The organism is Nonlabens marinus S1-08, from assembly GCF_000831385.1.
GTDB classification, from domain to species: domain Bacteria; phylum Bacteroidota; class Bacteroidia; order Flavobacteriales; family Flavobacteriaceae; genus Nonlabens; species Nonlabens marinus.
In genome coordinates this window covers 1,447,392-1,469,904 of record NZ_AP014548.1, presented here as the reverse complement: position 1 = coordinate 1,469,904, position 22,513 = coordinate 1,447,392, and the positions used below count along the sequence as shown (strand labels likewise).

The following is a 22,513-nucleotide window of genomic DNA, read 5'->3' as shown; positions in this document are numbered from 1 at the left end:
TAAGGGCGATAGAATTTCTAACAACTAATGGAGTTACGGTAACATCATCAGGATTGCCATTACCATTAGTATCTACGTTCGTATTATTTCCAGGATCATCAGAAAGATCTGATATAGTATCTCCCGTAGTATTTGTTCCAGAACCAGTAATTTGATTCAAAACTCTGCCAGAATTTAATTCAGCTTGAGTTATAATGTGTCTTGAAGTAAGAGAAACAGACTCTCCTGCTGCCAATGTTGCGATTGACGTTCTACTTAGTGTACCATTATTATCTGATAAAGAGATGTTATTCAACGTCGAGTTCCCGGTGTTGGTGACAACAACGTCATATATTATCTCATTGCCAGCAGTATCGTAAACGCCAGTCCTATCGTCTTTAGTAATAGCAAGGGAAGAACCTACAGTTAACAATGCAGAATTACTTGTAGTACTTGTACAAAGTAAAGAGGAACTTGTAACTACTACACGATAAAGATTACCATTGAAATTAGATGGCGGGTTGTTGACTGTCAATGTATTTGTCGAAACTCCTGAATAATTAGTACCGTTACTTAAATTTGTAAAAGCACCACCATTCACGCTTACCTGCCAGCGATAAACTGGACTTGAACCAGTCGCGGTTACAGAGAACTGAGCCGAGTTATTACCTGGAGCAAATGCTGTATCATTTTGTGGCTGACTGGTAATCGCAACATTTGTACCTACTTCTCTGAAATCAAAAGTTCCATTACCATTACCGTCTCTAGGGGGAACATTGTAATTATTTCCAGCAGCATTCACTGTTTGCCCACCTCCACTTGTCACTAAACCATTTGCATTGACCGTTACTGGTTGACCACCTACTTGTCCATCTCCATCAGGATCTTGAAATCCTCCTTCAATAACATCAGTACAACCGTCATTATCCGCATCTCGATCAATACGGTTAGGGAATGCGTCACCATCATCGTTAGCAGTATCCCCACCTTCATTAACATCCGTAATACCATCATTATCATCATCTAAATCAACAGAGTCTGCCACTCCATCTCGATCGAAATCTGGACCATCAACGAAATCGTTATTTACAATAGATGCCTCGTTAACCGTAACAGTTATGACGTTATCATTTGCTCCATCAACATCAGACACAGAAGCTAATGCAAAACCAGTCGGAACGTCAATTGCAGGGTCCACTTCTCTTATTACAAAAGTTTCTGATCCTAAATCTGGGTTTCTAGTGGCATTGAATTGATATTTACCATCGGACCCAGTAGTGGTGGTTGTGATAAGCGTACCATTCGGTCGTTCAAGTCGAACGGTGACCCCTGAAATAGGCGCTCCATTATCTCTTCTTACTGTTCCACATAAAAGAGGTTGTGTGACAAAGACCGTTACTGGGTTCTGGAATGCAGCACGCTCTAATACCAATGCATAGAACCTATTATTTTGCGTTCCCGTACCTACTTTCCCTATACGAAAGGTGAAAGTATTTCTGTTCTCATAGTAATTACTAAAGGTGTAAAATGGAGATGTATCAATAGGCTCTACGGGAGCAGATTGATTATTAATGTTCCTACCACGAATAACATTCGAATTTCTCGTAATTTCAATTTGTGTGTTCGCAGATCGTGTGTAAGCATCAGTCAAAGACAATTCTGCAAACTCCTGAATGTTTGGCCCACCATCAATATCAAAAGGGCTCGCATAGAAACAAACACTATTACTTAAGGTATTGGTTCCCGCATTTACCAACTGGATGCGGAACAAAGCGCTAATCTCTCCTGTTGTGGTGGCTGAAATTCTAGGCTGGAATGCACGAGGCAAACCATCTGCAGAAACATCAATATCGAGTAGAGAGGTATTATTAAGCTCCACGATCGTTACCAATACATCGATGGCAGGATTTGAATTAATAGCTCCAGCCGCATTAGCAAAACGATATCGTGTTCCAACCGCTAATGGCGCACCCCCATTATCAATTACAGGCTCTGCATCAAAAGACACCACATCAAAACAGTTCTCGCGTAAACAAGAGCGCGATTGACCAATCATCGACAAAGATGTAAGCCCAAAAATAAATACGAGTAAAAACTGTAAAGAAGATTTTTTTACAATAGTAGAGTTGCTCATTGACTAATTGATTAAATGATTCAATAGCACTAAAAAGAGAGTACACCTACTAGCAGTAAAAATATGCAGCTGAAACTAACCCCCTAACTTTAGTAACATTGCGGTTTGGCTTATCGCCAATACTGTACAAAAATAACTTTTAGAATTACGCGCACAAATACTTTCGTTTGCATAGTTAATTAACCGATTAAAAGAGAGGGGTGAAAATGATAAATTAACATGTGTTAATCAAAACAAGGGTTTTTTTTCAGTTTTGTAATTTGTCGTATTTTTAACAAAACAGTTAAACCGATTAAAGTTGATCTTGTCGAACATGAATTTCGCTTTCGCGAAAGCGAACACATTACAATTTCTGACTCTAAAAGTTTTTTTTTGATCCTAATTTATTAAAAGTGTAGATCTGATTTCTGACTTCATCTAAAAAACAAGTTTAAGAGTCACAAATCTATAATTTCGCTAAATAGAAACTATGAACTTTGAATTGGAAAAAAGATCGATTTACAATCAACCTAAATATGACAAGACTTGCTTATTTATGTGAAAAAAATACGTTGCAGCCCTTTTTACGTATGAATTTTAAGAAAAATCTGATAATTTAAAAGACTCCTATCAGGTTTGATTAATTACAACTCAAAATAAGTTATTTTCATGCCATGACGAAAAGTTTTCTTGAGGGATTACTAAGGATTTACACCATACCTATGCTTCTAGTATTACTGGCGCTTATCACTCTAGCGCTTGTCTATTACAGACTTAGGTACGTCTACATCTCTCGTAAAAAACAAATTTTTCTACCAGAAATTTCAGATTTCTTGACAGAGGTTACCTTTATGGGTTACCAAGGAGCAGAATTAGATAAAGAGGTCTTGAAATTCAAAGCTAAATTCCCTTATCATAAAAAGTGGTTCCGAAAAATAGTGCTGTCTTCTATCATCAATTTGAGCCAAAATCTGAAGGGTGATTTGGTTCATCAAGTGACAGATATCTATGTAGCATTTGATCTTCACCTATATAGCCTGAAGCTTATTAAAAGTTGGTTTTGGAGAACTAAATGCACTGGAATATATCATTTCCAAATGCTAAATTATCAAGATGGCCAAAAGTATATTGAACCGTATGTTCATTCAAAACAGCCTATTTTAAGATCCAATGCTTTTATCGCTAATCTGTATTTGACAAAGGAATCGTTTGATTTTCTATTATCTTACCCCTATCCTATTTCTAATGTCAATGAATATAAAGTGATTGATGTTTTTTTTATGAAAAAGGAGCCGCTGCCTGGAAATATCGACCTTTGGCTAGATGCAAAAAATGAATCTATTGTAATGCTAGGTTTGAAAGTCATGATGTTTCATAATTACACTGGCGCTCAAGACAAAATCCTTTCCTTAATAGATCATCCCAATCCTAGAATTAGAGAAGATGTTGTACTAGCTGTCAAGGAGTTATTTTTAATTGAATCTGAACAAATATTGCACGGGCAGTTTCATAAAGAAGATAAAGAATTAAAGATTAGAATATTGCAGTCGCTTGCTGTCATAGGTAGTGAGTCTACTGTTTTATTTGTCAAATCTTGTCTTCTTATGAAAGCAATCGATAAAGATATTAAGATGGAACTTTTGAAGTGCCTAAAATCAGTTGATCAAAGTAGCTATGAGCAATCCTTTAAGTCTGATTTAGAAATAGATAAGATGAAGCTCCATTTGAACTCTGCTATTATATGAGACATCTATACGACTTACTTTTATACTTGCAAAAGGTGTATGAATGGTTAATAGTCAGTTACTCTGCATTCTATATTATATCTTATTTAGTGTTTGCCCTGTTATCCTATTATGCCATCAGGAGGTATGTCTTGATGAAGCATTATATCAATGAAGATGTTTTACTTAAATCAAACAATGCTATCGGAGTATCCATAGTAGCACCTGCTTTTAATGAAGGGGAAACAATTGTTTACAATGTCAAATGTCTGTTATCCCTCTCTTATCCTAAATACGAGGTGGTGATTGTTAATGATGGTAGTTCAGACAGTACATTAGAAAAATTAATTCAAGAGTTCGAACTTATAAAGGTGCCTTTTTTTTATCAAGAAAGAATACATACCGCACCAGTCAAAGGACATTACAAATCTAAAAATCCAGTTTATTCAAAACTTTTAGTAGTTGACAAAGAGAATAGAAAATCAAAAGCAGATGCCTCTAACGCAGGTATCAATTCCTCGCAATATCCTCTGTTTTTATGCACTGACGTGGATTGTATTTTAAAACCTGATACGATTCTCAAACTTGTAAAACCCTTTATTGAAAGTGAAGTTAAGGTAATAGCAACAGGAGCAGCCATTAGAAGTTCTAACTCTTGTGAGGTAAATGAGGGGTTTTTAGAAAAAGTGCACTTTCCAACGAGTTGGTATCCTATGTTTCAAGAACTGGAATATGTACGTGCATTTGTTTTTGGGAGAATGGCCTGGAGCCAAATAAACAGTTTAATTCTAGTATCAGGCGGGTTAGGAATGTTTGATAAGGAAGTTGCTATTAGCTCTGGGGGGTACACCCACAACTCGTTAGGCGAGGACATGGACCTGATCATAAGAATGAGAAAGGAAATGTATGATAGAAATGTGAAGTTCAAAATAAAATACATTCCAGAGTCTTTATGTTGGACTGAAGTACCTCCTAACTTAAATATTCTGATTCGGCAAAGAGTGCGATGGGCAAGAGGCCTAATTCAAACATTAATGCTTCACAAAAAAATGTTCTTTAACCCTAAGTACGGGAGTACTGCCTGGTTCTCTCTACCTTATTTTTTTCTTTTTGAATTTTTAGGACCTATCATAGAAGCCTTTGGTACACTGCTTATTTTATTAACCCTTTCCATATCATATTTTTATTTTGAAACCATCAGTTTAAATTTTTTAATATGGCCTCTTCTCTTTGTTTATCTTTTCTACATAAACATTACTATTATATCCATATTACTAGATGAGTTGCTCTATAAAAGTTATGCCAACATTAAAGAAGTGTTGACACTGATAGTAATGTCGCTCATCGAACCATTTTTTTATCACCCCATAATTGTTTACTCTGCATTAAAAGGGTATTGGCAGTTTTTTACCAAAAAAGAATCAAAATGGGGAGTAATGGTGAGAAAAGGTTACTCCAAATCTCAAGTGTAAAATTAAATTTATGAATGTGAATTATTCCCTCAAACTCTACCAACAAAAGTTTTTAATTCTATTTGTCATAGGAGCTTTTGGAATTCACATGGCGCATGCTCAGAAAATCAACACAGACAGCTTACTCACCAAAGCATACGAATCTTTAAATAAAAAAGAATACGATACTGCGCTTCAGCAAGCCCGGTTGGGAATGAAAGTTAGCCCTGATTATCTGGATTTTCAAGTAGTGATAGGCAGAACCTACCAACTCACCAAGCAACCAGACAGTGCAAGAACTTACTTTAAGCGAGTGATAGAGAAAAACAACGCCTATCAAGAAGCATTCTCATACCTCATCAACTTAGAACTAGAGACAAAGAATTATGAAGCCGCTTCACAGGTCATCACAAAAGCGATTGATGCACACCCAGAAAACAAAAGTTTTAGGCTTAAAAAACTGTCACTTCTACAATTAGAAAATAAAACAGAAAAGGAACGGGAATATTTAAATGAACTTACCGCATTATATCCACAAGACCCTGATCTCAGACAACGCATATTTTGGCTAGATTCCAGATTCAACAGCGATAGATTAGGTATTCAATACAGCCTTACATCTTTTGATCGAGACGGCATAGGTCCATGGCACTTAGGAACAGTGCAATATATAAGAGAACGCAAGTGGGGTTCTCTGTTAGGAAGGGTAAATTATACCCAGAGAAGATCTAATGGAGCTGTACTACTGGATGGAATTCAACTGGAAGGTGAATCTTACTTCTTCACGAGTGAACGTAGTTATGCAAATGTATCGGTAGGATACTCAGATGATCTCGTTTTTCCTAAATGGCGTCTGGGGGCCACATATTTTCAAAATTTGAATAAAGGTTGGCAGGTAGACTTAGGCATAAGGTATACCTATGTGGCTCAAACTAATATACCAGCAGCAATTATAGGAGTAGGCAAATATGCAGGCCCCTATTGGTTCCATTTGACATCCTTCTTACAGCAGCAAGAAGAATCTATATACCCAGCACTAACATTGACCACAAGATATTATTACAAAACTCGTTTTGATTACATCAATGGGATAATTGGTTATGGAACTACACCAGACGAGAGCGTTCTTTCTGGTGATTTAGATCAACGGGTTCAACTCGATTCTTATCGAGTAGGATTGGGGTATTACCACCAGCTTGGAACAAATCTTAACGCAGGAATCCAAGTAGTAAATAATCGTCAAGAATACCGGGAAGGAGATTGGCAAACTGAATTGAACGGCTTTTTTATGTTGTACTATAGATTGTAAAATATATAACCTATACGGCATACTTTTCTTAAAAATTTACCGTTTATCGAACAAACACACTTTTAAAAGGCGTTTTTAATCAGATATCATACACTTCACAGATTATTTAAGTATTTTTAGTGTCATATTGTAAAAGTTCGTAAGTCCGTTCTTTACAATTGAACTAATGTTAATACTCTGCTCATGACTGCCCCTACAAAAATACTTGTTATCGAAGATAATTTGCTCACTTTAAAGATCTTAAACTTTATTCTGAAAAAAGAAGGTTATGAAGTTTCAAATGCTGTTAATGGCTTAGAAGCCATGCGCCTTATTGATGAAATACAACCAGATCTAGTCGTTACAGATGTAGTTCTACCACTCAAATCAGGCCTTGAAGTAATTACTTATAGCAAGGATCATCTTCCACAAGTTCCTGTAATTGTATTGTCTGGATTAGGAGAAGAAGAAAGAACCGTCACTAAAGCATTTCAATTAGGAGCTGATGATTTTGTAGCAAAACCATTTAACCCTAACGAATTCATATTACGCATCAGCAGATTATTATTAAAAACAGAGGTGCGTTTAGCCGTATAGTTCAGTACCAATTCTAGAACTTGGAAAGCTAAAAGCCATACTTTGAAAATTTTATGATGACGGACATGTCGGTCGTTAACCCAAACCAATTGCTTACTCCCCTACTGTAACCTAAAATAATACTTGACCTATTTCGCTTTCGCGAAAGCGATATCTCGACAAAGTCTCCAGCACCTTAAAAGCTTTAAGCTAATCTGAGGGTATTAAGTTAGGAAATAGATAAACCAACCCTTTAGACATCACCAATTAGTACAGGTTTTCTTGCATCTATATAAAAGATGTAATCAATAGAACCTAACTATCCGTATTACGTAACTTCCCAAATCACTCTTGGCAAAGATTTAAGTCATTTTAAAATTCAATTTATTAGGCCTTAAAACTAAAGATAGTTGTGCAACTGTCGTTCAAATGAACCTAGTTATAGGTATACAATTGAAAAGGTAAAGAAAACGGATAATATAAATTTAGTTATAGATGATGGTTGACGATTACCATGTCGTATGATGAAGTTTGAAAATTTATTAGTTTATCAAAGATACTTCCCAAAAGAATTTTTGAAAGGAAATAACATCTGTTCCCATACCATAAATATATTGACTTTTACTGATTAGGCAGAGAGCAGTTGAGTGCAAACAATGAATTGAAGTTAATTATGAAACTACTTAATTATCGTTAATTTTTTTGCAGAAAGCTATAAAACGTCCAGTAATTATTGATATTTGTGTGTAAATTCTGGCTTCATTAATTCTGTGGCCAGTACAATATTACATCTATTGATTCCAAAAGTTCACGTTACCAAAACTTATTTACCCGATTTACAGAAGTATACAGAATTGCTTCGTAAAGTTTGGAATCGTAATTACGTAACCAATAATGGCCCGCTAGCAATAGAATTAGAGCAACGATTAGCTCAATATCTGGGCGAATCTCACCTAGCCTGGATGTCTAACGGGACCATTGCCTTACAAATTGCCATAGATAGTTTAAACCTTACGGGAAGTATACTAACAACACCATTCACTTATGTAGCTACTGCAAATAGTATACTGTGGCAAAAGTGCACTCCCATTTTTGTGGATATTGAAGAGAGTGGGTTTTCAATTGATCCTAAAAAGTTAGATAATATGATAGCTCCCGACACCACGGGAATATTAGCAGTTCATGTTTATGGGTACCCATGTGATGTAGATGCTCTCGCGTCATATGCTGATCTGAAGGGGTTGAAATTAATTTATGACGCTTCCCACACTTTTGGCTGTGAATACCGTGGTAAAGCACTGGCTGGTTATGGTGATCTGGCAACTTTGAGTTTTCACGCTACTAAAGTCTTTCATACTATAGAAGGTGGCGGTGTTGTTTCTCATCATAAAGATCTCGCAGAGAAGATTAAATTATCCACCACCCATGGACATAAGTTTGATGACTACTCACAAGTAGGTACCAATGGTAAAAACTCAGAATTACACGCGGGAGTTGGCTTACTGAATTTAGAGGGTTTTCACAATGTAGTTCTCGGCAGAAAGAATATTTTTGACCGTTATTTAAAAGCTTTTTCACATACTGATTTGTTCATGCTAGACCCTTCTAGCTATCGAGATTTCAAATACAATTATGCCTATGCCCCAGTATTGTTCTCTTCAGAAGATGAACTCTTAAAGGTAGTAGAGGAATTGAATCAACAAAACATATATCCCAGACGGTATTTTTATCCAGCTTTAAACACATTACCTTATTTGAATCCAAATTCTTGCCCTAGAGCTGAGTCTGTTTCTAAAAGAATGCTTTGCCTGCCATTATATCATGATCTAGAGTTAGAAAGTGTAGATACCGTGATATCTGTGGTAAAAAAATACGTATTGTGTCACGCATAGCGATAATGCAGCCCTACACTTATCCTTATTTAGGATATTTCCAGCTTATTAAGTCCGTCGATACGTTTATTTTTTTTGATGACGTACAGTTCATTCGACGTGGTTTTATAAACCGTAATAGCATTTTGATCAATGAAAGGGCACATAGTTTTACCATTCCTTTAGAAAAAGGATCTCGAGAGGATTTGATCACAGAGACATTTGTGCATAAAGATATGTACGGTATTTGGAAAGCGAAGTTTCTGAAATCTCTTGAGCTTAATTATAAGAAAGCTTCTCAATTTGAGCCCGTCTATGTTATGGTAGAAAATCTTTTAAATAGGGAATTCACAGATATAGCTTCATTGGCTAAAAATTCGATCTTATCCATTTGTAACTATTTGAATCTAGAACGAAATTTTATAGATTCATCTAGTTTGAACTATAACCGTTCAGGAAATGGTGAAGATAAAATATTGGACATATGTTCCTTACTGAATGCATCCACCTACATTAATCCATTTAATGGAATGGACTTGTATGATGATGAAAAATTCAGAGAGAAGGGAGTAGAGTTATTGTTTATAAAGCCTAAACTTCAAGAATACGATCAGGGCACAAGTTCTTTTGAAAAACATTTGTCCGTTATAGATGCATTGATGTGGATGACTCCTGAAAAAATCCTAATGCACTTAGACTCCTATTTGATCATTGAAAAATTAAAGAATGAAAGCTAAGAAAATTATAATTTTTGGCGAAAGCCAGCTAGCAAGCCTAGCCCATTTCTATTTTAAGCACGATAGTCCGCATGAAGTAGTAGCCTTCACAGTTGATAGAAAATACTTGAAAAATGATACGTTTGAGGAACTTCCATTAATAGCTTTTGAAGATATTGCTGAAAAATATCCCCCTTCAGACTTTTTCATGTTCTTACCTATTAGCTTTAAGGAAATGAATCATTTACGGAGGAGAAAATTTGAAGAAGCTAAAGAAAAAGGATATACCTGTGTCAGCTATGTAAGCTCTAAGGCGACTACCTGGCCAGATTTAAAAATAGGAGAAAATTGTTTCGTTTTTGAGGACAACACTATTCAACCTTTTACTACAATTGGGGATAATTGTATTCTTTGGAGCGGTAATCACATAGGACATCATACTGTTATAGGAAATCACGTGTTTATCACAAGTCATGTCGTTATAAGTGGAGCTTGTGTTATAGCTGATCATTGTTTTTTTGGAGTGAATTCTACTATACGAGATGAGACCGTTATTGCTGAAGCTACTTTAGTGGGAATGGGAGCAAATATAATTAAGGATACGGAGGCTTTTGCGATATACTTGGGTCCAAAGCCTTTCAAATATCACAAAGAAAGTATGGATCTAGATAGTCTATCACATAAAAGTAAAGGTTAATGGAATGGATTAAACAAGGAAATATATTCAAGGTTGATGGTCACGATATTCCATGGGTAAAAAGTCATGCTTGTGTTCCTACAGCATTCGTGCTCGACGAAAATCGCATACGTATCTACTATGCTCCCAGAAATGATAAAGGCCAAAGTATTCCTACATTTTTTGATGTGAGTGCAGATGACCCTAGTAAAATTTTATATGTTCATAAAAATCCTATAATGTCCTTAGGAGAACTAGGCACCTTTGACGATGGGGGCAACATGCCTTGCTGTGTCGTGCGTTGTGGAGAACTGATTTACCTTTACTATGTAGGATGGAACCCTAGTGTTTCAGTGGCATATCGCAACGCGATAGGCCTTGCCGTAAGCAAAGATGGGGGTGTAACTTTTAAAAAAATGTTTAAAGGAGCTCTATTAGATCGTAATCGAGATGAGCCGTTCTTTACTGCATCACCGTGGGTGATGCGCGAAAGTGACGACGTATGGCACATGTGGTATGCGAGCAGTACCGGATTTTTGACAGTCAAAGAAAACGTGGAACCCCTTTATGTTATAAAATACGCGCATTCTCGTAATGGAATAGACTGGATACGTGAAAATAAGACTTGTATAAACCCATTACAAAGGGAAGAAGCAAATGCCCGTGCAACTGTTTTAAAAGAAAATGGCATTTATAAGATGTGGTTTGCATATAGAGGTAGCCAAGATTTTAGAGATGGCAAGGATGCTTACCGCATAGGCTATGCAGAATCTTTTAATGCTATCGACTGGAAACGCAACGATAAAGCCGCGGGTATTTCCTATAGCCCTGCTGGCTGGGACAGTACGATGCAGACCTATCCAAATATTTGTGATTGTAATGGCAAACGTTATCTCTTTTATAACGGGAATGGTTTTGGTGCATCAGGAATAGGCTACGCCATTTGGAAGAATTAAATACATAAGCATGCAAAAGCAAACTATGTCCTTTGACACTAAGGAATTCCCTTTCCACCAATTAATTGCTAAATTCATAGATAAGGGTGAGTTGGATACGCTGAAATCTAATGAGGAAGATTTCAACAAAACGGATTCTTTCTATAAAAATATGGAAAGCGCACCCATTTTTATTAAACTATATGAAGCGCTAGAGGGGATAGAAGGCGAGGCGTTTTATCAACTGTATACACGTTTTATAAGCGAAGTTATACGACCACAATTTCAAGAACCAATCTATTATCAACGAAAACCCTCTCATCGCATCTTGTTTAGAGATATTGAAGGAGTAGCTCGGTTTCACAAGGATAGTGATTATGGTCACGATGAAAGCGAAATTAATTACTGGGTGCCACAAACAAATGCTTTCGGTACCAATTCTATCTGGATAGAAAAAACCCAGGGAAAATCTGATTATGCCTGTGTTGATCTTGATCTTGGGGAATATTTGAAATTCCATGGTGCTGTCCTGAGCCATGGTGCAAAAGCTAATATGACTAACAAAACCCGGGTGTCTTTTGATTTTAGAGTTATTCCAGCATCCAAATTCAATGAGGCAATGGCTTCGAAGGACGCTACGGATACCTCAACGGAATCAAAAAATCCGGTAATGTCTAATGCAAGAAAATTTGGCTATTGTGAATAATTTACCTAATCCAATTATGGAACTACCCTTAGTCAGTGTTTCCATAATCACCTACAACCACAATAAATTTATTCGACAGGCTTTGGACAGTGTTCTTGCGCAAGCGGTAGATTTCCGGTACGAAATAATCGTAGGTGATGACTTCTCAAAAGATGGCACGCAAGATATTTTGAGAGAGTACCAAGAAAAGCACCCTGATAAAATTCAATTGATTCTGCACCCACGGGATTACGATTGTGTTCCAGGAAGAGTAAATAACATTACTAATCTTTATGCTTGTCGTGGTAAGTACGTTGCTATGTTGGATGGTGATGATTCTTGGATAAGTACCGACAAACTACAGAAACAAGTTGATTTTCTTGAAAAGAATAAGGAGTATGCACTAGTTTTTAGTGATACGATCTTCAAATATCAGGATGGTAAGGAGGTTAAGTTTTCAGAAACCCAGACTCATCTGAGCAATGGGAATTTAGACTTCACACAAAAAGATATTATTCAGAAAGGATTCATTCAAACAAGTTCAATCTTGTTTAGAAACCATCTAATAGGAGAGTTCCCGGATTGGTTCTGGAAAGTTTACCATGCTGATTATGCTATTCAGTTATTAGCGAGCAGGTATGGTAGGATACGCTATTTCCCTGAAATTTTTTCTCTTCGAAATTTTTATCAAGAGAGTTTTTCTGCTCCTCAAACTCAAACCCTAGAAAAGCGAAAATTATTTTACGATCAGTATAAATTGTTTGAAATGGAATTCCCAGATTATTTAAAGTATAGATACTTTACTGTTGGAAAAGGTTATTTTAACTTGGCATTTGATTCATTTGGAACCATGAAATTCTTTACTTACATCTCAACCTCTGTAAAATACACCTTAATGTATTTCCTAACACCTTATGCATCTGGGAAAGCTAAAATTGGAGCTTTAAAGCATATAATTTTTAGCAGTTTTGTAGATCGATCTTCTTCTTGAAAAGTTCTTCGGTGATCTCTTGACTAAAATCTTTCGCAATACGCGAATAATCATAATTTTCGGCTATAAATCGCTGGCCAGCGGAAGCTATCAATTCCCGTTCTTCGTTTTCTTTTAGGTAATACTTAATCTTTTCTAAGCAGTCCGTCCGATCCGTGTAAGTTGCAAATATTCCCTTAGGAAAATCCTTCTCAAAATTAGGAGCCCATCTTGTCAACAAAAACCCACCTACACCCATGACTTCAAACATACGCTGATTAAAGCCTATACCATTTGCAGTATCTACATAATCATTTAGGCAAATTTTACTGTCTTTGAATATTTGATACATTTCTAAACCGCTAGAAGCTCCCTGATAAGTTTGAGCTAAGTTGGGAAAATCTATTAAATTACGACCATCGCTGCCGTATTTCCACCAATAACCCCACCATTTGAAGTCAATTTTTTGAGAAACTGCATTAATGAATTCAGTCCTTTTTAAAAAGTTTTGGGTGCCTAAACCACCTAAAAATGTACATTCGTACTGTTTATCTCGATTCAGAAGCTCCCTGATAATACGTGTATCGAAACCTTGATCATTCATAATTGTCCTCGTTCCATGAAGATCAAAGAATGTTTTGAAATCTGGCTGATCTGTATATATAAGATCCCAGTCATTCGGATGCCAATGACGAGGTAAACGTGCTGAAAGTCTTGCTACTAATAATGAGCTATTCCTGAATTGAGACCAAAATGCAGAAGGCAAGGGTTGAGAACGTACAAATATTACATCTGGTTCAAAATGATTGATATATTTTTGAATTACTTTTTGTTGATAATAGTCATTTATTCTGAATAGTTTACCCAGCACTATACCTTTCGCTTTTAGAATATATCTCTTAATTCCCAAAAGCTCTTTGGCCGTTTTATTAAGAAAAACAGGATCCAGTAAAAAAAATTCTTCCGCTTCCCATTCCTTTGTTTCATTTAAATGGTAGGTATAATAATCTGAGTAGTTAGATCGGAGGGCTATGAGTCTATTACGATATTCATCTAGGGACAATGAATCTAAATCGATCCACTCACTTTGTTTCTCTATCAAATATTCTGTAGGATGAATAATATCAAACTTCAATAGCTTTTTCATTGAGTATAAAATAATTTGATACAATTTACTATTTTATCCAGCTGAAATTTTTCAAGTTCAGCATACATAGGAATTGACAAAACTTCATCCTGAAGCTTTGCTGCTATTGGAAAATCCTTAGAAGTATGATTTAAATACTTATAGCAAGGCTGGAACGGTAATGCAGTAGGATAATGGATGCCAGTCTCTATGTGATGGGCTTTTAAATGGTTCCTTAATGCGTCTCTTTCTTTTAAACGAATTACGAATAAATGCCAACTCAATCTTATTTCATTACCTGAAAGTGGTGGTAGCTTTAATTCATTGACGTCTTTTAAGCTGTGGCAATAATATTTTGCGTGATTGTTTTTTTGGTCTATCCATTTTTCTAAATGAGGGAGTTTAATCGATAGTATTCGTGCTTGTAGACTATCTAAGCGGCTGTTACGACCGTTGATTAGATGCTCATTCTTACTACTTTGCCCATGTCGGGCAATTAATCGTATCTTTTGCGATAATTTTTTATTTTCAGTGTAAATAGCACCTCCATCTCCATAGCAGCCTAAGTTCTTACTAGGGAAAAAACTAAAACTTCCAGCAATACCCCAAGTACCTACTTTTTTCCCTTCTAGACTAGATCCATGAGCCTGCGCACAATCTTCAATCACTTTAATATTGTGCTTATTACACAGGTTCATCAAAGCTGGCATATCCACCATATTTCCATGAAGATGAACGGCAATTACCGCCTTTGTGTTAGACGTGATTTTTCGTTCTACATCTGCTACATCTAAACATGAGTTATTCAGAAGGACATCCGCAAAAATCGGCTTGGCACCACATGTTACTATAGCCTCACTAGTGGATATCCAAGTCATTGCCGGTACTATCACTTCGTCTCCAGCACCTATTTCCAGTGCAGTCATTATGATCTCTAAACTATCAGTACCATTCCCGCAGGAAGTGACTATACCTGAACCTAAGTAATCAGCAAACTCCTTTTCAAAGTTTTGAACCGCCGATCCTCCAATGAAGGCAGCATTTATCAGAGTTTCTTCAATAACTTTATCTATACCTTTTTTTAGCGATTCATATTGAACCTTCAAGTCCATTAATGGAATGTTCCTATTCATAAGACAACACTTGTTTTATTTAACTTTCCACTAATACCTAATTCTGTTGTCATTTGTAAAATTACTTCATCTGGCATTTGAATTAAGATCTTATTGTTTAAAACTTTGATAATGGTAGGTTTGCGATTTTCTTTTAGTTTTATAATTGGATCATTAATAATTAAGACGTCTCGCACAGGTATATATTCTAACTCTGTTGTCTTTATGTATGCTGGGCTGGATTCAGATCGCAGAGCCTTTACCTTGCGGTAAATCCAATCACTATTTTCCCATTCAGACAGCAAGTTATCTTTAGGAAAACGACGAGGTAAATAGCTACCTTCTATAGATTCATTTGACTTTGTAACTACTTCCTCATTTTTGAAAAAGCAGGACATAATTACTGGAAACCCCTCTTCCAGCTTAAGCATCAGACCTTCCCTAAGCTCTGCAACAGACATATTTTTATTTAATTCAATTTGCTCTTGCCAGTAAATCGCTCCTGCATCAAAATCTGAAGTCATTTTATGTAAGGTAATACCATGCTCCTTTTCACCTAATATCAGAGCCCAATGCATAGGATGCCTACCTCGGTACATAGGGAGGTAACTAGGGTGAATATTAAAGCAGGAATATAATTTCAGTAAAATATTGAACTTGAAATTGCAAAAGCAATTGATGAGTACATCGATCTGGTGATTCTTTAAGAGCTCAATAAGACCATCCTCTTTAAAACCAGTGTTAAAATCAATATTGACAGTCTCTTGAAGGTATTTAACTAATAGCGTTTCATGAGGTTTTTTTTGCAAACCAACAAAATCGGGAAGTTTAACTCCTTCCTTCTTAAGGGCTATAATAAGCCTCAAAGGCCCATCATTGTTTCCTACAAGAGCGTAATTCATGCAAAATACTTATAAAGTTCTTTACTCCTTTCACTTGTTTCCCATGGACCTAGGCGATTTTCTACAATTTGCTGAGTTTTTTTTTGAATATCAATTTTCATTTCAGCAATTTTCTCAACCCGATCAGGTGGCAGTTTGGAACCCATCTGCCAGTAAGATATTGGGTGCATAATTCCTCCGACATGATCTTTCCATCTCCTAAGACCCTTATAGGAGTCTCCACAACCGCTTAATCCTAAGTCTAAATATTCGAATTTTCGATTGAAAAGAATTTTCCTTAATTCGAAAAAGAGCAAATTATTTGGCTTATAATCTAGAAATTCATCATGTGAGCAGCCAAATTTATAATAGGCTGTGTTTTTATGCTCTAAAATAATCATACTCGCAATAACCTTATCCGAAGAAATTGCTTCCAGGATAAAGCCATCTCCTTTCATTATAAATTGATTATAGATAGCTTTGAAGAAAATAAAGGGCTGAGGTATACTCTTAAACTTATTGATTCTCAAGCGGTGGTAAAGCTTATAAAAATCTTTTAATGCATCAGGAGTATTCCTAATACGGATTAACACCCCTGATTTTTGAGCTTTTTTTACTCCACGTATAAAAGATTTATGAAAAACCGATTCTGTTTCTTGTAATTTAACTTTATGATAAACGGCTTTTCTACTCAACTGTTGAGGTAGATTCAGCTCGTGAGAGGTCTCTGTTTTCAATGTGATTTGGTAATCTGGATATTGTTGTTGACAGTAATTGAAGAGCTTTTCAAAATAACCTACTCCTGTATTCAAAAAAGGTACATAGTCTGAAAATGGTAAACTTATCAAACGTTTTCCAAAATCATCATCTATTTTGCAAAAAGCTGCGTGATATTTATCCTCTTCATCAACTAATAAAAGCACTTCAAAGTCATAAGTATCACGAATACAATTCAACCATGCAGAGCTATTGTAAAGGTGTTGCATTTTTCGGGAATCAAACCAAGAGGTTTTTTTTTCATCAAAAGGGATGAATCTAAACATTACCGTAAATTTTCTCTATAGCTTCGATAGATTTGAGACCTTCTGGCCCTTCAACCACTCCTCTTCTACCTTCTATAATCTGACCTATTAGATCATTGATGAGCTTATCATGATTCGAACTGGTACCTTTATAATGACTATAGGTATTTGGCTGGTCGTTGAATTCTTCATTTTCAGGGAGCGGATAGGCCTGAACGTCCCAATGGTCAATTTTATTAAGATAACGTCCGCCTATTTTGATGGTACCTAATTCTCCTATGATTGTTATGCTCCCCTCATAGTTTGCATTGTAAACACAAGTTGTCCAGTTTAACGAGCCTAAAGCGTTATTCTCGAAACGAAGTGCCGCAACGCCAGCATCCTCTATTTCAATATCATGGTTAAGCGTATCATATAAAGATTTGGCTTCGATTATCTCTCCAAACCACCAAATCAGCAAATCTAAAAAATGGCTTACCTGAGTGTGCAATGCGCCTCCCTCAGTTCGTTTGCTACCACGCCAAGGGGATTCTTCATAATATCGTTGATGGCGGTTCCAAAGCACGTTAGTTTGTACTAAGAATATTTTTCCGAGTCTTTCCTGATCCAATACCTGTTTGACAAGTCGTATAGGCTTGTTATATCGATTTTGTTTAACCACCCAAAGGTTTACTTTGTTCTTTTCAGCTTCTTCTATCATCTCTTTAGCAGCCTTGGAGGTAAGTGCCATTGGCTTTTCCACGAGAATGTGTTTTTTTGATCTAGCCGCTTGAATACTCATTGGAGCGTGCAAGCCATGAGGAGTGCAAATACATAGAATGTCAAATTTTGCTTCAGATAACATCTCTTGAAAATCTGTATAAACTTCTACACCATAAACCTTATTAAGATCTGCGGTTTTCTGTGAGTCTATGTCACAAATAGCAACCAAATTAGCATGCTCTTCTTTATCAATTACTGCAGCGTGTCTTTTGCCAATATTCCCACAACCTACGACTGCAAACTTTAAATTTTCCATATGTTTTCTATTTAATTAAATAGGCATTGAGGTAAGGCCAAATTTGCATTCCATCCTGCATTGTCCAGGAATTTTTGCCTGTTTTGTGTGTTGCGTATTCTTGTATTGATTTACCGTCCCAATATGGCGATTCAATGAAATCCTTAGAATTCATGATATCCATAGCAAATTCTTGTAGGTAATTATTCAACAGATGATCCATGGGAGCGACAAGTCCTATTTTCGACTTTCTTACTCTGATTTCTTCGGGTAATGTACCCTTCATGGCACTTCTTAATATTCTTTTTGAAAAGGGAAATTTTACCTTGCTTTCAAATGGTATAGCATGTAAAAAGTCAACTATTCTATAGTCCATAAATGGCATGCGCACTTCAACACCAGCTTGCATGGATGCACGATCAAAATTTCTCAGTATAGAAGGAAGTGACGTCTCGTAAAAGTGATAATTCGTTATATCACTGAGCGAATCAAACTCCCGAATATTTTTTTTCCCAGCATCAGGGAATACAAACGAATCACTTTTCGAACTTTGGTTTTCGAACAAAATATTTTTCGTTAGGATTTTTACCCTATTCACCTGCTGTCTAAGGTAATTAGTAAATGCCTTCTTTTGACCGTTGCGAAAGAGCATAGAATCAACAATTTTATCCAATTGTTTCTGTAAGTCATTATTTGTACCTTCAAGCGATCTTGAGGCTTGTCGAAGCATTTCTGGATAGCCGAACAACAGTTCATCAACTCCATGCCCGTCCAATGAAACTTTTATACCATCAGTCCGCATCTTTTCATATAATGAGACTAAAATGAAGTTCGGGTTATCGTAAACACTATCAAATAGCCTTGTCTGGCTTAAGATGTTATCTACCCTGCTGTAATCTACTTCAATAGTTTTAAGATTACCACCTACATGTGCGGCAACTTTCTCTGCATAATACTGCTCGTCCTGAGCAGAGCCTGGAAAAATCAACGTGTAGGCATTCTGCCAATTGCTGGGTCTACGCTCAAAAGAGTGGTGCCTATTAATTTTATGCAACGTTGCATATACGGAAGATGAATCCAGACCGCCGCTTAGTGCTGATGCTAGAGGCACATCGCTACGCAATCGAAGAGCGCAGGCATCTTCAAAAATCTCTTTAAAATATTCAACCTGTTCTTCGTAGGTTCCTGGTACTTTGGGGCTCTGCGATTCAGGGTACCACCATCTATTTTCAATCAGGTCAGACTGGGTAACTTTTAAAAAATGCCCTGGCTTGACTTGTCTTAAGTGTTCAAAAATAGTTTCACCCCTACCTTCTAAACATTTAGCATCTTGAAATACTAGATTGAGGTTATTTTGATTGAAACTACGCTCAAAACCTTCTAATGATTTAAACGCAATCGTTTCTGAACTGAAAGCAAAAAGATTATTCTTTGAATTGAGATAATAAAGCGGTTTAATTCCATATCGATCACGAACCAAAAGCAATTCTTGCTTGGACTGATCATAAATTCCAGCTGCCCACATCCCATTGAACTTGCTAAAACAATCTAGTCCCCATGCTTTGTAGGCTGTAAGAAACACCTCAGTATCTGTCTCGCTCTTAAATCGAAATCCTAACTGCTCGAGTTCCTTTCTAAGCTCTATAAAATTAAATATTTCTCCGTTATAGGTAATCCATAAATTATTGTCGATGGACATCGGTTGTTTGCCAGCATTGCTTTCGTCCAGTATTGATAAACGCCTATGACCTAAAGCTACACCTTTGACTTCGTTGAAATAATACCCAGAACCATCTGGACCACGATGAGCAATACTATCCGTAAATAGCTCAATTTGTTGCTTATTTAAATGTGGACCTCTACGGTTCCATATTCCGCTTACACCACACATTATCTTACTTCCTGTTTAAAATCTACGTAAAATTGATATTTGAAATGTTTAGACACCTGTCCTGAATTGTAATAGTCCTTTCCTTGTACCTTCAAGGTAAATGCATTTTCCAAGTGGTCTTGAATATCATTACCCATCGTACCATTTTCCATAAATAAATCTACTTGGTAATCTCCTTCAGGAAGTGCCAGCGATTTTATTTTGAAATAAACTTTCTGATCATCCTTTATTTTCAGTATTTCTCCCTTGGTCCAACTGGATAGTAGCGTTATCTGCTCTCCACTTTTATTCTTTATGCCAACTCCTATGGACACTTCCATTTCTTCTTTTAAAAGAGAATCAATAGTCATAGAGAAGACCAAAGGCTTCCCAACCCTTCCTAACCTAAGCAGATTACCTTCAAGATCTTGCAACTCCAATTTTTTAAAACGCAATTGCCCTAAACCCTTCCTATCATTACGATGCTCGATATTGATCGCTTTTGACTTTTCAGTCATCTGGCGAGAATATTCATCTATGGCAGTTTGTGTTTCCCCTATAAATGAAATAGTGCCATCCTTTAATATAATGGTTCTAGAACATAGTCTGGAGATTGATTCCATATCGTGACTAACAAAAAGCACAGTGCGTTTGCTGTCTCTACTGACCTGTTGAATCTTACCGATTGCTTTTTGCTGGAAGGCAATATCGCCCACGGCTAAAACCTCATCTACAATAAGTATATCGGGCTCTAGATGTGCAGCCACAGCAAACGCTAAGCGCACTTTCATTCCAGAAGAATACCTTTTAACAGGAGTGTCCAAATAGCGTTCAACCCCTGAAAATGAAACTATTTCATCTATCTTGAGATTGATCTCCGCCTTAGTCATGCCCAGAATAGTACCGTTGAGATAAATATTCTCACGGCCACTTAGCTCCCCATGGAAACCAGTTCCCACCTCCAATAGACTCGCTATTCTACCGCTTGCCTTAAAATGGCCTAAACTGGGCCCAGTAACTTGGGATAAAATCTTAAGTAACGTTGATTTCCCTGCTCCATTTCCACCTATTATTCCAAGAACCTCACCTTTTTCAACTTGAAAACTGATGTCTTTAAGTGCCCATACGTAAGTACTATCTCCTTTTTCATCTCTTAGATTGGTTTCACCAATCTTGAGATAAGGATCTTCCTTACCGCGAATGACGTTCCACCATCTATTAAGATCATGTGAAAGCGTTCCAGTACCTACATTTCCCAAGCGATACTGCTTACCTATATTTTTTACAAGAATTGCAACTTCACTCATACCGTATCCATAAAGTTTTTCTCCGTTCTATTGAAAATAAATAACCCGGTAATAAACAAAAGAAAAGATACTATCGCGCTAATAAGAAGGTTTTGATAACTGAGAAAGCCCGAGTTCAAAAATATATTACGAAAAGCCTCTAATACTGCTGTCATGGGATTCATCAATAGAACCCATCTCAACGATGGTGGCGCTGTTGAAAGGGGATAAATTACCGGTGTCGCATACATGGCGAGCTGCACCGCAAACGTAAGTAACAGTTGTAAGTCTCGATACTTATAAGTAAAGCTACTCACTATCATCCCTATTCCTAAGGAAAACATGGCACAGATTAAAATCAAAACTGGAAACAAAAGTAAAGTTAAATCCCAACCAAACTGATAACCTTTTACATAGTAGAATAAGATAAAGCCTAGAAACAATACGAATTGAATCCCAAATTGAAAAAACGTATTTAAAGTATTTGCAAGAGGTACTACAGCCCTAGGAAAATAGACTTTGCTAAAAATATCTGCGTTTAATTTAAAACAATCGGAATTAATCTTAATAGTTTCAGCGATAAAAGACCATAAAACCACACCGGCCATTTGAAAAAGTATAGGGGGAATGTTATCCGTGGATAACTTAGCAAGCCTGTTGAAAACAACTACATAAATTGCCGATGTAATAAGCGGCTTTATAATCAACCAAAGTGGACCTAAAATAGTCTGCTTATAATTGATGACAATATCACGACGCACTAGGAGTATCAGTAAGTCCTTATACTTTAGAATTTCTGGTATTTTATGCTGAAACACACGCTGGCGCGAATCAACCTCAATATCCCATTTCCCAGATCCTTTCAATACTTATTCTTAACTTAGTTTTACTTTGCTTTATTCAAAGCTATGCTATCTACTTGCATCGCCCAAAGCAAAAGGCAGAATTTAACTACGACTTACGATCTTCATATGTAAAGGAGCTAATGTCCAGACTGAGTTCCTAAAAGATTTTCAATTGAAATGGGTTTGGTTTTTTTCAGGTCAAGAATGTCATTCCGCTTTCGCGAAAGCGATATCTCGACAAGGTCTCCAGCACCTTAATAGGTTTAGGCTTATATAAGGTTATAAAGTAAGGGATTAGATAGACGTACTCTCCTGAATAACAACAATTAGTATAGGCTTTCTTAGATTTTTATTAAAGATAAAAGCAATAATACTGAGCTATCAGAAAAC

Annotated in this window: 19 protein-coding genes; 10 read left to right on the top strand and 9 right to left on the bottom strand. The window is 36.5% G+C overall.

The features are described 5' to 3' along the window. Positions 1-2,113 (bottom strand): DUF7507 domain-containing protein (locus tag NMS_RS13895; RefSeq protein WP_162483965.1); only part of this gene is annotated, 2,113 nt, incomplete at its 3' end. 701 nt (positions 2,114-2,814) lie between these two features. Here NMS_RS13895 and NMS_RS06775 point away from each other — a divergent pair. From NMS_RS06775 to NMS_RS13450, 10 genes are all read left to right on the top strand, one after another. Beyond that, positions 2,815-3,837 carry a hypothetical protein gene (locus NMS_RS06775; protein WP_148311345.1) on the top strand — a complete coding sequence of 341 codons (1,023 nt, stop codon included), beginning with the start codon at positions 2,815-2,817 and terminating at the stop codon, positions 3,835-3,837. 134 nt (positions 3,838-3,971) lie between these two features. Further along, complete coding sequence (locus NMS_RS06770; protein WP_231862367.1) at positions 3,972-5,288, top strand: glycosyltransferase family 2 protein; 1,317 nt, start codon at positions 3,972-3,974, stop codon at positions 5,286-5,288. A gap of 10 nt (positions 5,289-5,298) precedes the next feature. Beyond that, entirely contained in the window at positions 5,299-6,576 is a 1,278-nt protein-coding gene (locus NMS_RS06765) for a YaiO family outer membrane beta-barrel protein (RefSeq protein WP_052476792.1), read from the top strand. A 183-nt stretch (positions 6,577-6,759) separates the two neighbouring features. Continuing rightward, a complete protein-coding gene (locus NMS_RS06760) occupies positions 6,760-7,152 on the top strand; it encodes a response regulator transcription factor (RefSeq protein WP_041496026.1) in 393 nt (130 codons plus the stop codon). A 773-nt stretch (positions 7,153-7,925) separates the two neighbouring features. Further along, positions 7,926-9,023, top strand: a complete 1,098-nt coding sequence (locus tag NMS_RS06755; RefSeq protein WP_197539479.1) for a DegT/DnrJ/EryC1/StrS family aminotransferase — start codon at positions 7,926-7,928, stop codon at positions 9,021-9,023. Further along, positions 9,011-9,739, top strand: coding sequence for a WbqC family protein (locus NMS_RS06750; RefSeq protein WP_148311344.1), 729 nt, complete (start codon positions 9,011-9,013; stop codon positions 9,737-9,739). Before NMS_RS06755 ends, NMS_RS06750 begins: the two co-directional genes overlap by 13 nt. Continuing rightward, positions 9,729-10,415 carry an acetyltransferase gene (locus tag NMS_RS06745; protein ID WP_041496024.1) on the top strand — a complete coding sequence of 229 codons (687 nt, stop codon included), beginning with the start codon at positions 9,729-9,731 and terminating at the stop codon, positions 10,413-10,415. Before NMS_RS06750 ends, NMS_RS06745 begins: the two co-directional genes overlap by 11 nt. Then, a complete protein-coding gene (locus NMS_RS06740; protein WP_041496023.1) occupies positions 10,415-11,350 on the top strand; it encodes a glycoside hydrolase family protein in 936 nt (311 codons plus the stop codon). Before NMS_RS06745 ends, NMS_RS06740 begins: the two co-directional genes overlap by 1 nt. A 10-nt stretch (positions 11,351-11,360) precedes the next feature. Beyond that, positions 11,361-12,035, top strand: a complete 675-nt coding sequence (locus NMS_RS13455; RefSeq protein ID WP_052476788.1) for a hypothetical protein — start codon at positions 11,361-11,363, stop codon at positions 12,033-12,035. Next, positions 12,007-13,005, top strand: a complete 999-nt coding sequence (locus tag NMS_RS13450; RefSeq protein ID WP_052476786.1) for a glycosyltransferase family 2 protein — start codon at positions 12,007-12,009, stop codon at positions 13,003-13,005. The genes NMS_RS13455 and NMS_RS13450 overlap by 29 nt, the downstream gene beginning before the upstream one ends. On the opposite strand, the gene NMS_RS06725 is transcribed toward NMS_RS13450, so the two are convergent. The 8 genes from NMS_RS06725 to NMS_RS06690 are packed head-to-tail and all read right to left on the bottom strand — an operon-like array spanning position 12,974 to position 22,144. Further along, on the bottom strand, positions 12,974-14,131 hold the full coding sequence (locus tag NMS_RS06725; protein WP_041496022.1) for a glycosyltransferase family protein: 1,158 nt from the start codon (positions 14,129-14,131) through the stop codon (positions 12,974-12,976). The two genes, NMS_RS13450 and NMS_RS06725, sit on opposite strands and share 32 nt — an antisense overlap. Beyond that, positions 14,128-15,243 carry a DegT/DnrJ/EryC1/StrS family aminotransferase gene (locus NMS_RS06720; protein ID WP_041496021.1) on the bottom strand — a complete coding sequence of 372 codons (1,116 nt, stop codon included), beginning with the start codon at positions 15,241-15,243 and terminating at the stop codon, positions 14,128-14,130. Before NMS_RS06720 ends, NMS_RS06725 begins: the two co-directional genes overlap by 4 nt. Beyond that, entirely contained in the window at positions 15,240-16,124 is an 885-nt protein-coding gene (locus NMS_RS06715) for a formyltransferase family protein (RefSeq protein WP_041496020.1), read from the bottom strand. Before NMS_RS06715 ends, NMS_RS06720 begins: the two co-directional genes overlap by 4 nt. Further along, complete coding sequence (locus tag NMS_RS06710; protein WP_041496019.1) at positions 16,121-17,146, bottom strand: GNAT family N-acetyltransferase; 1,026 nt, start codon at positions 17,144-17,146, stop codon at positions 16,121-16,123. Before NMS_RS06710 ends, NMS_RS06715 begins: the two co-directional genes overlap by 4 nt. Further along, on the bottom strand, positions 17,139-18,143 hold the full coding sequence (locus tag NMS_RS06705; protein WP_041496018.1) for a Gfo/Idh/MocA family protein: 1,005 nt from the start codon (positions 18,141-18,143) through the stop codon (positions 17,139-17,141). Before NMS_RS06705 ends, NMS_RS06710 begins: the two co-directional genes overlap by 8 nt. Before the next feature lie 7 nt (positions 18,144-18,150). Further along, a complete protein-coding gene (gene asnB, locus NMS_RS06700; RefSeq protein ID WP_041496017.1) occupies positions 18,151-20,013 on the bottom strand; it encodes an asparagine synthase (glutamine-hydrolyzing) in 1,863 nt (620 codons plus the stop codon). Next, entirely contained in the window at positions 20,013-21,299 is a 1,287-nt protein-coding gene (locus NMS_RS06695; protein WP_041496016.1) for an ABC transporter ATP-binding protein, read from the bottom strand. The genes asnB and NMS_RS06695 overlap by 1 nt, the downstream gene beginning before the upstream one ends. Beyond that, positions 21,296-22,144 carry an ABC transporter permease gene (locus NMS_RS06690; protein ID WP_041496015.1) on the bottom strand — a complete coding sequence of 283 codons (849 nt, stop codon included), beginning with the start codon at positions 22,142-22,144 and terminating at the stop codon, positions 21,296-21,298. Before NMS_RS06690 ends, NMS_RS06695 begins: the two co-directional genes overlap by 4 nt. Positions 22,145-22,513 lie beyond the last annotated feature (369 nt).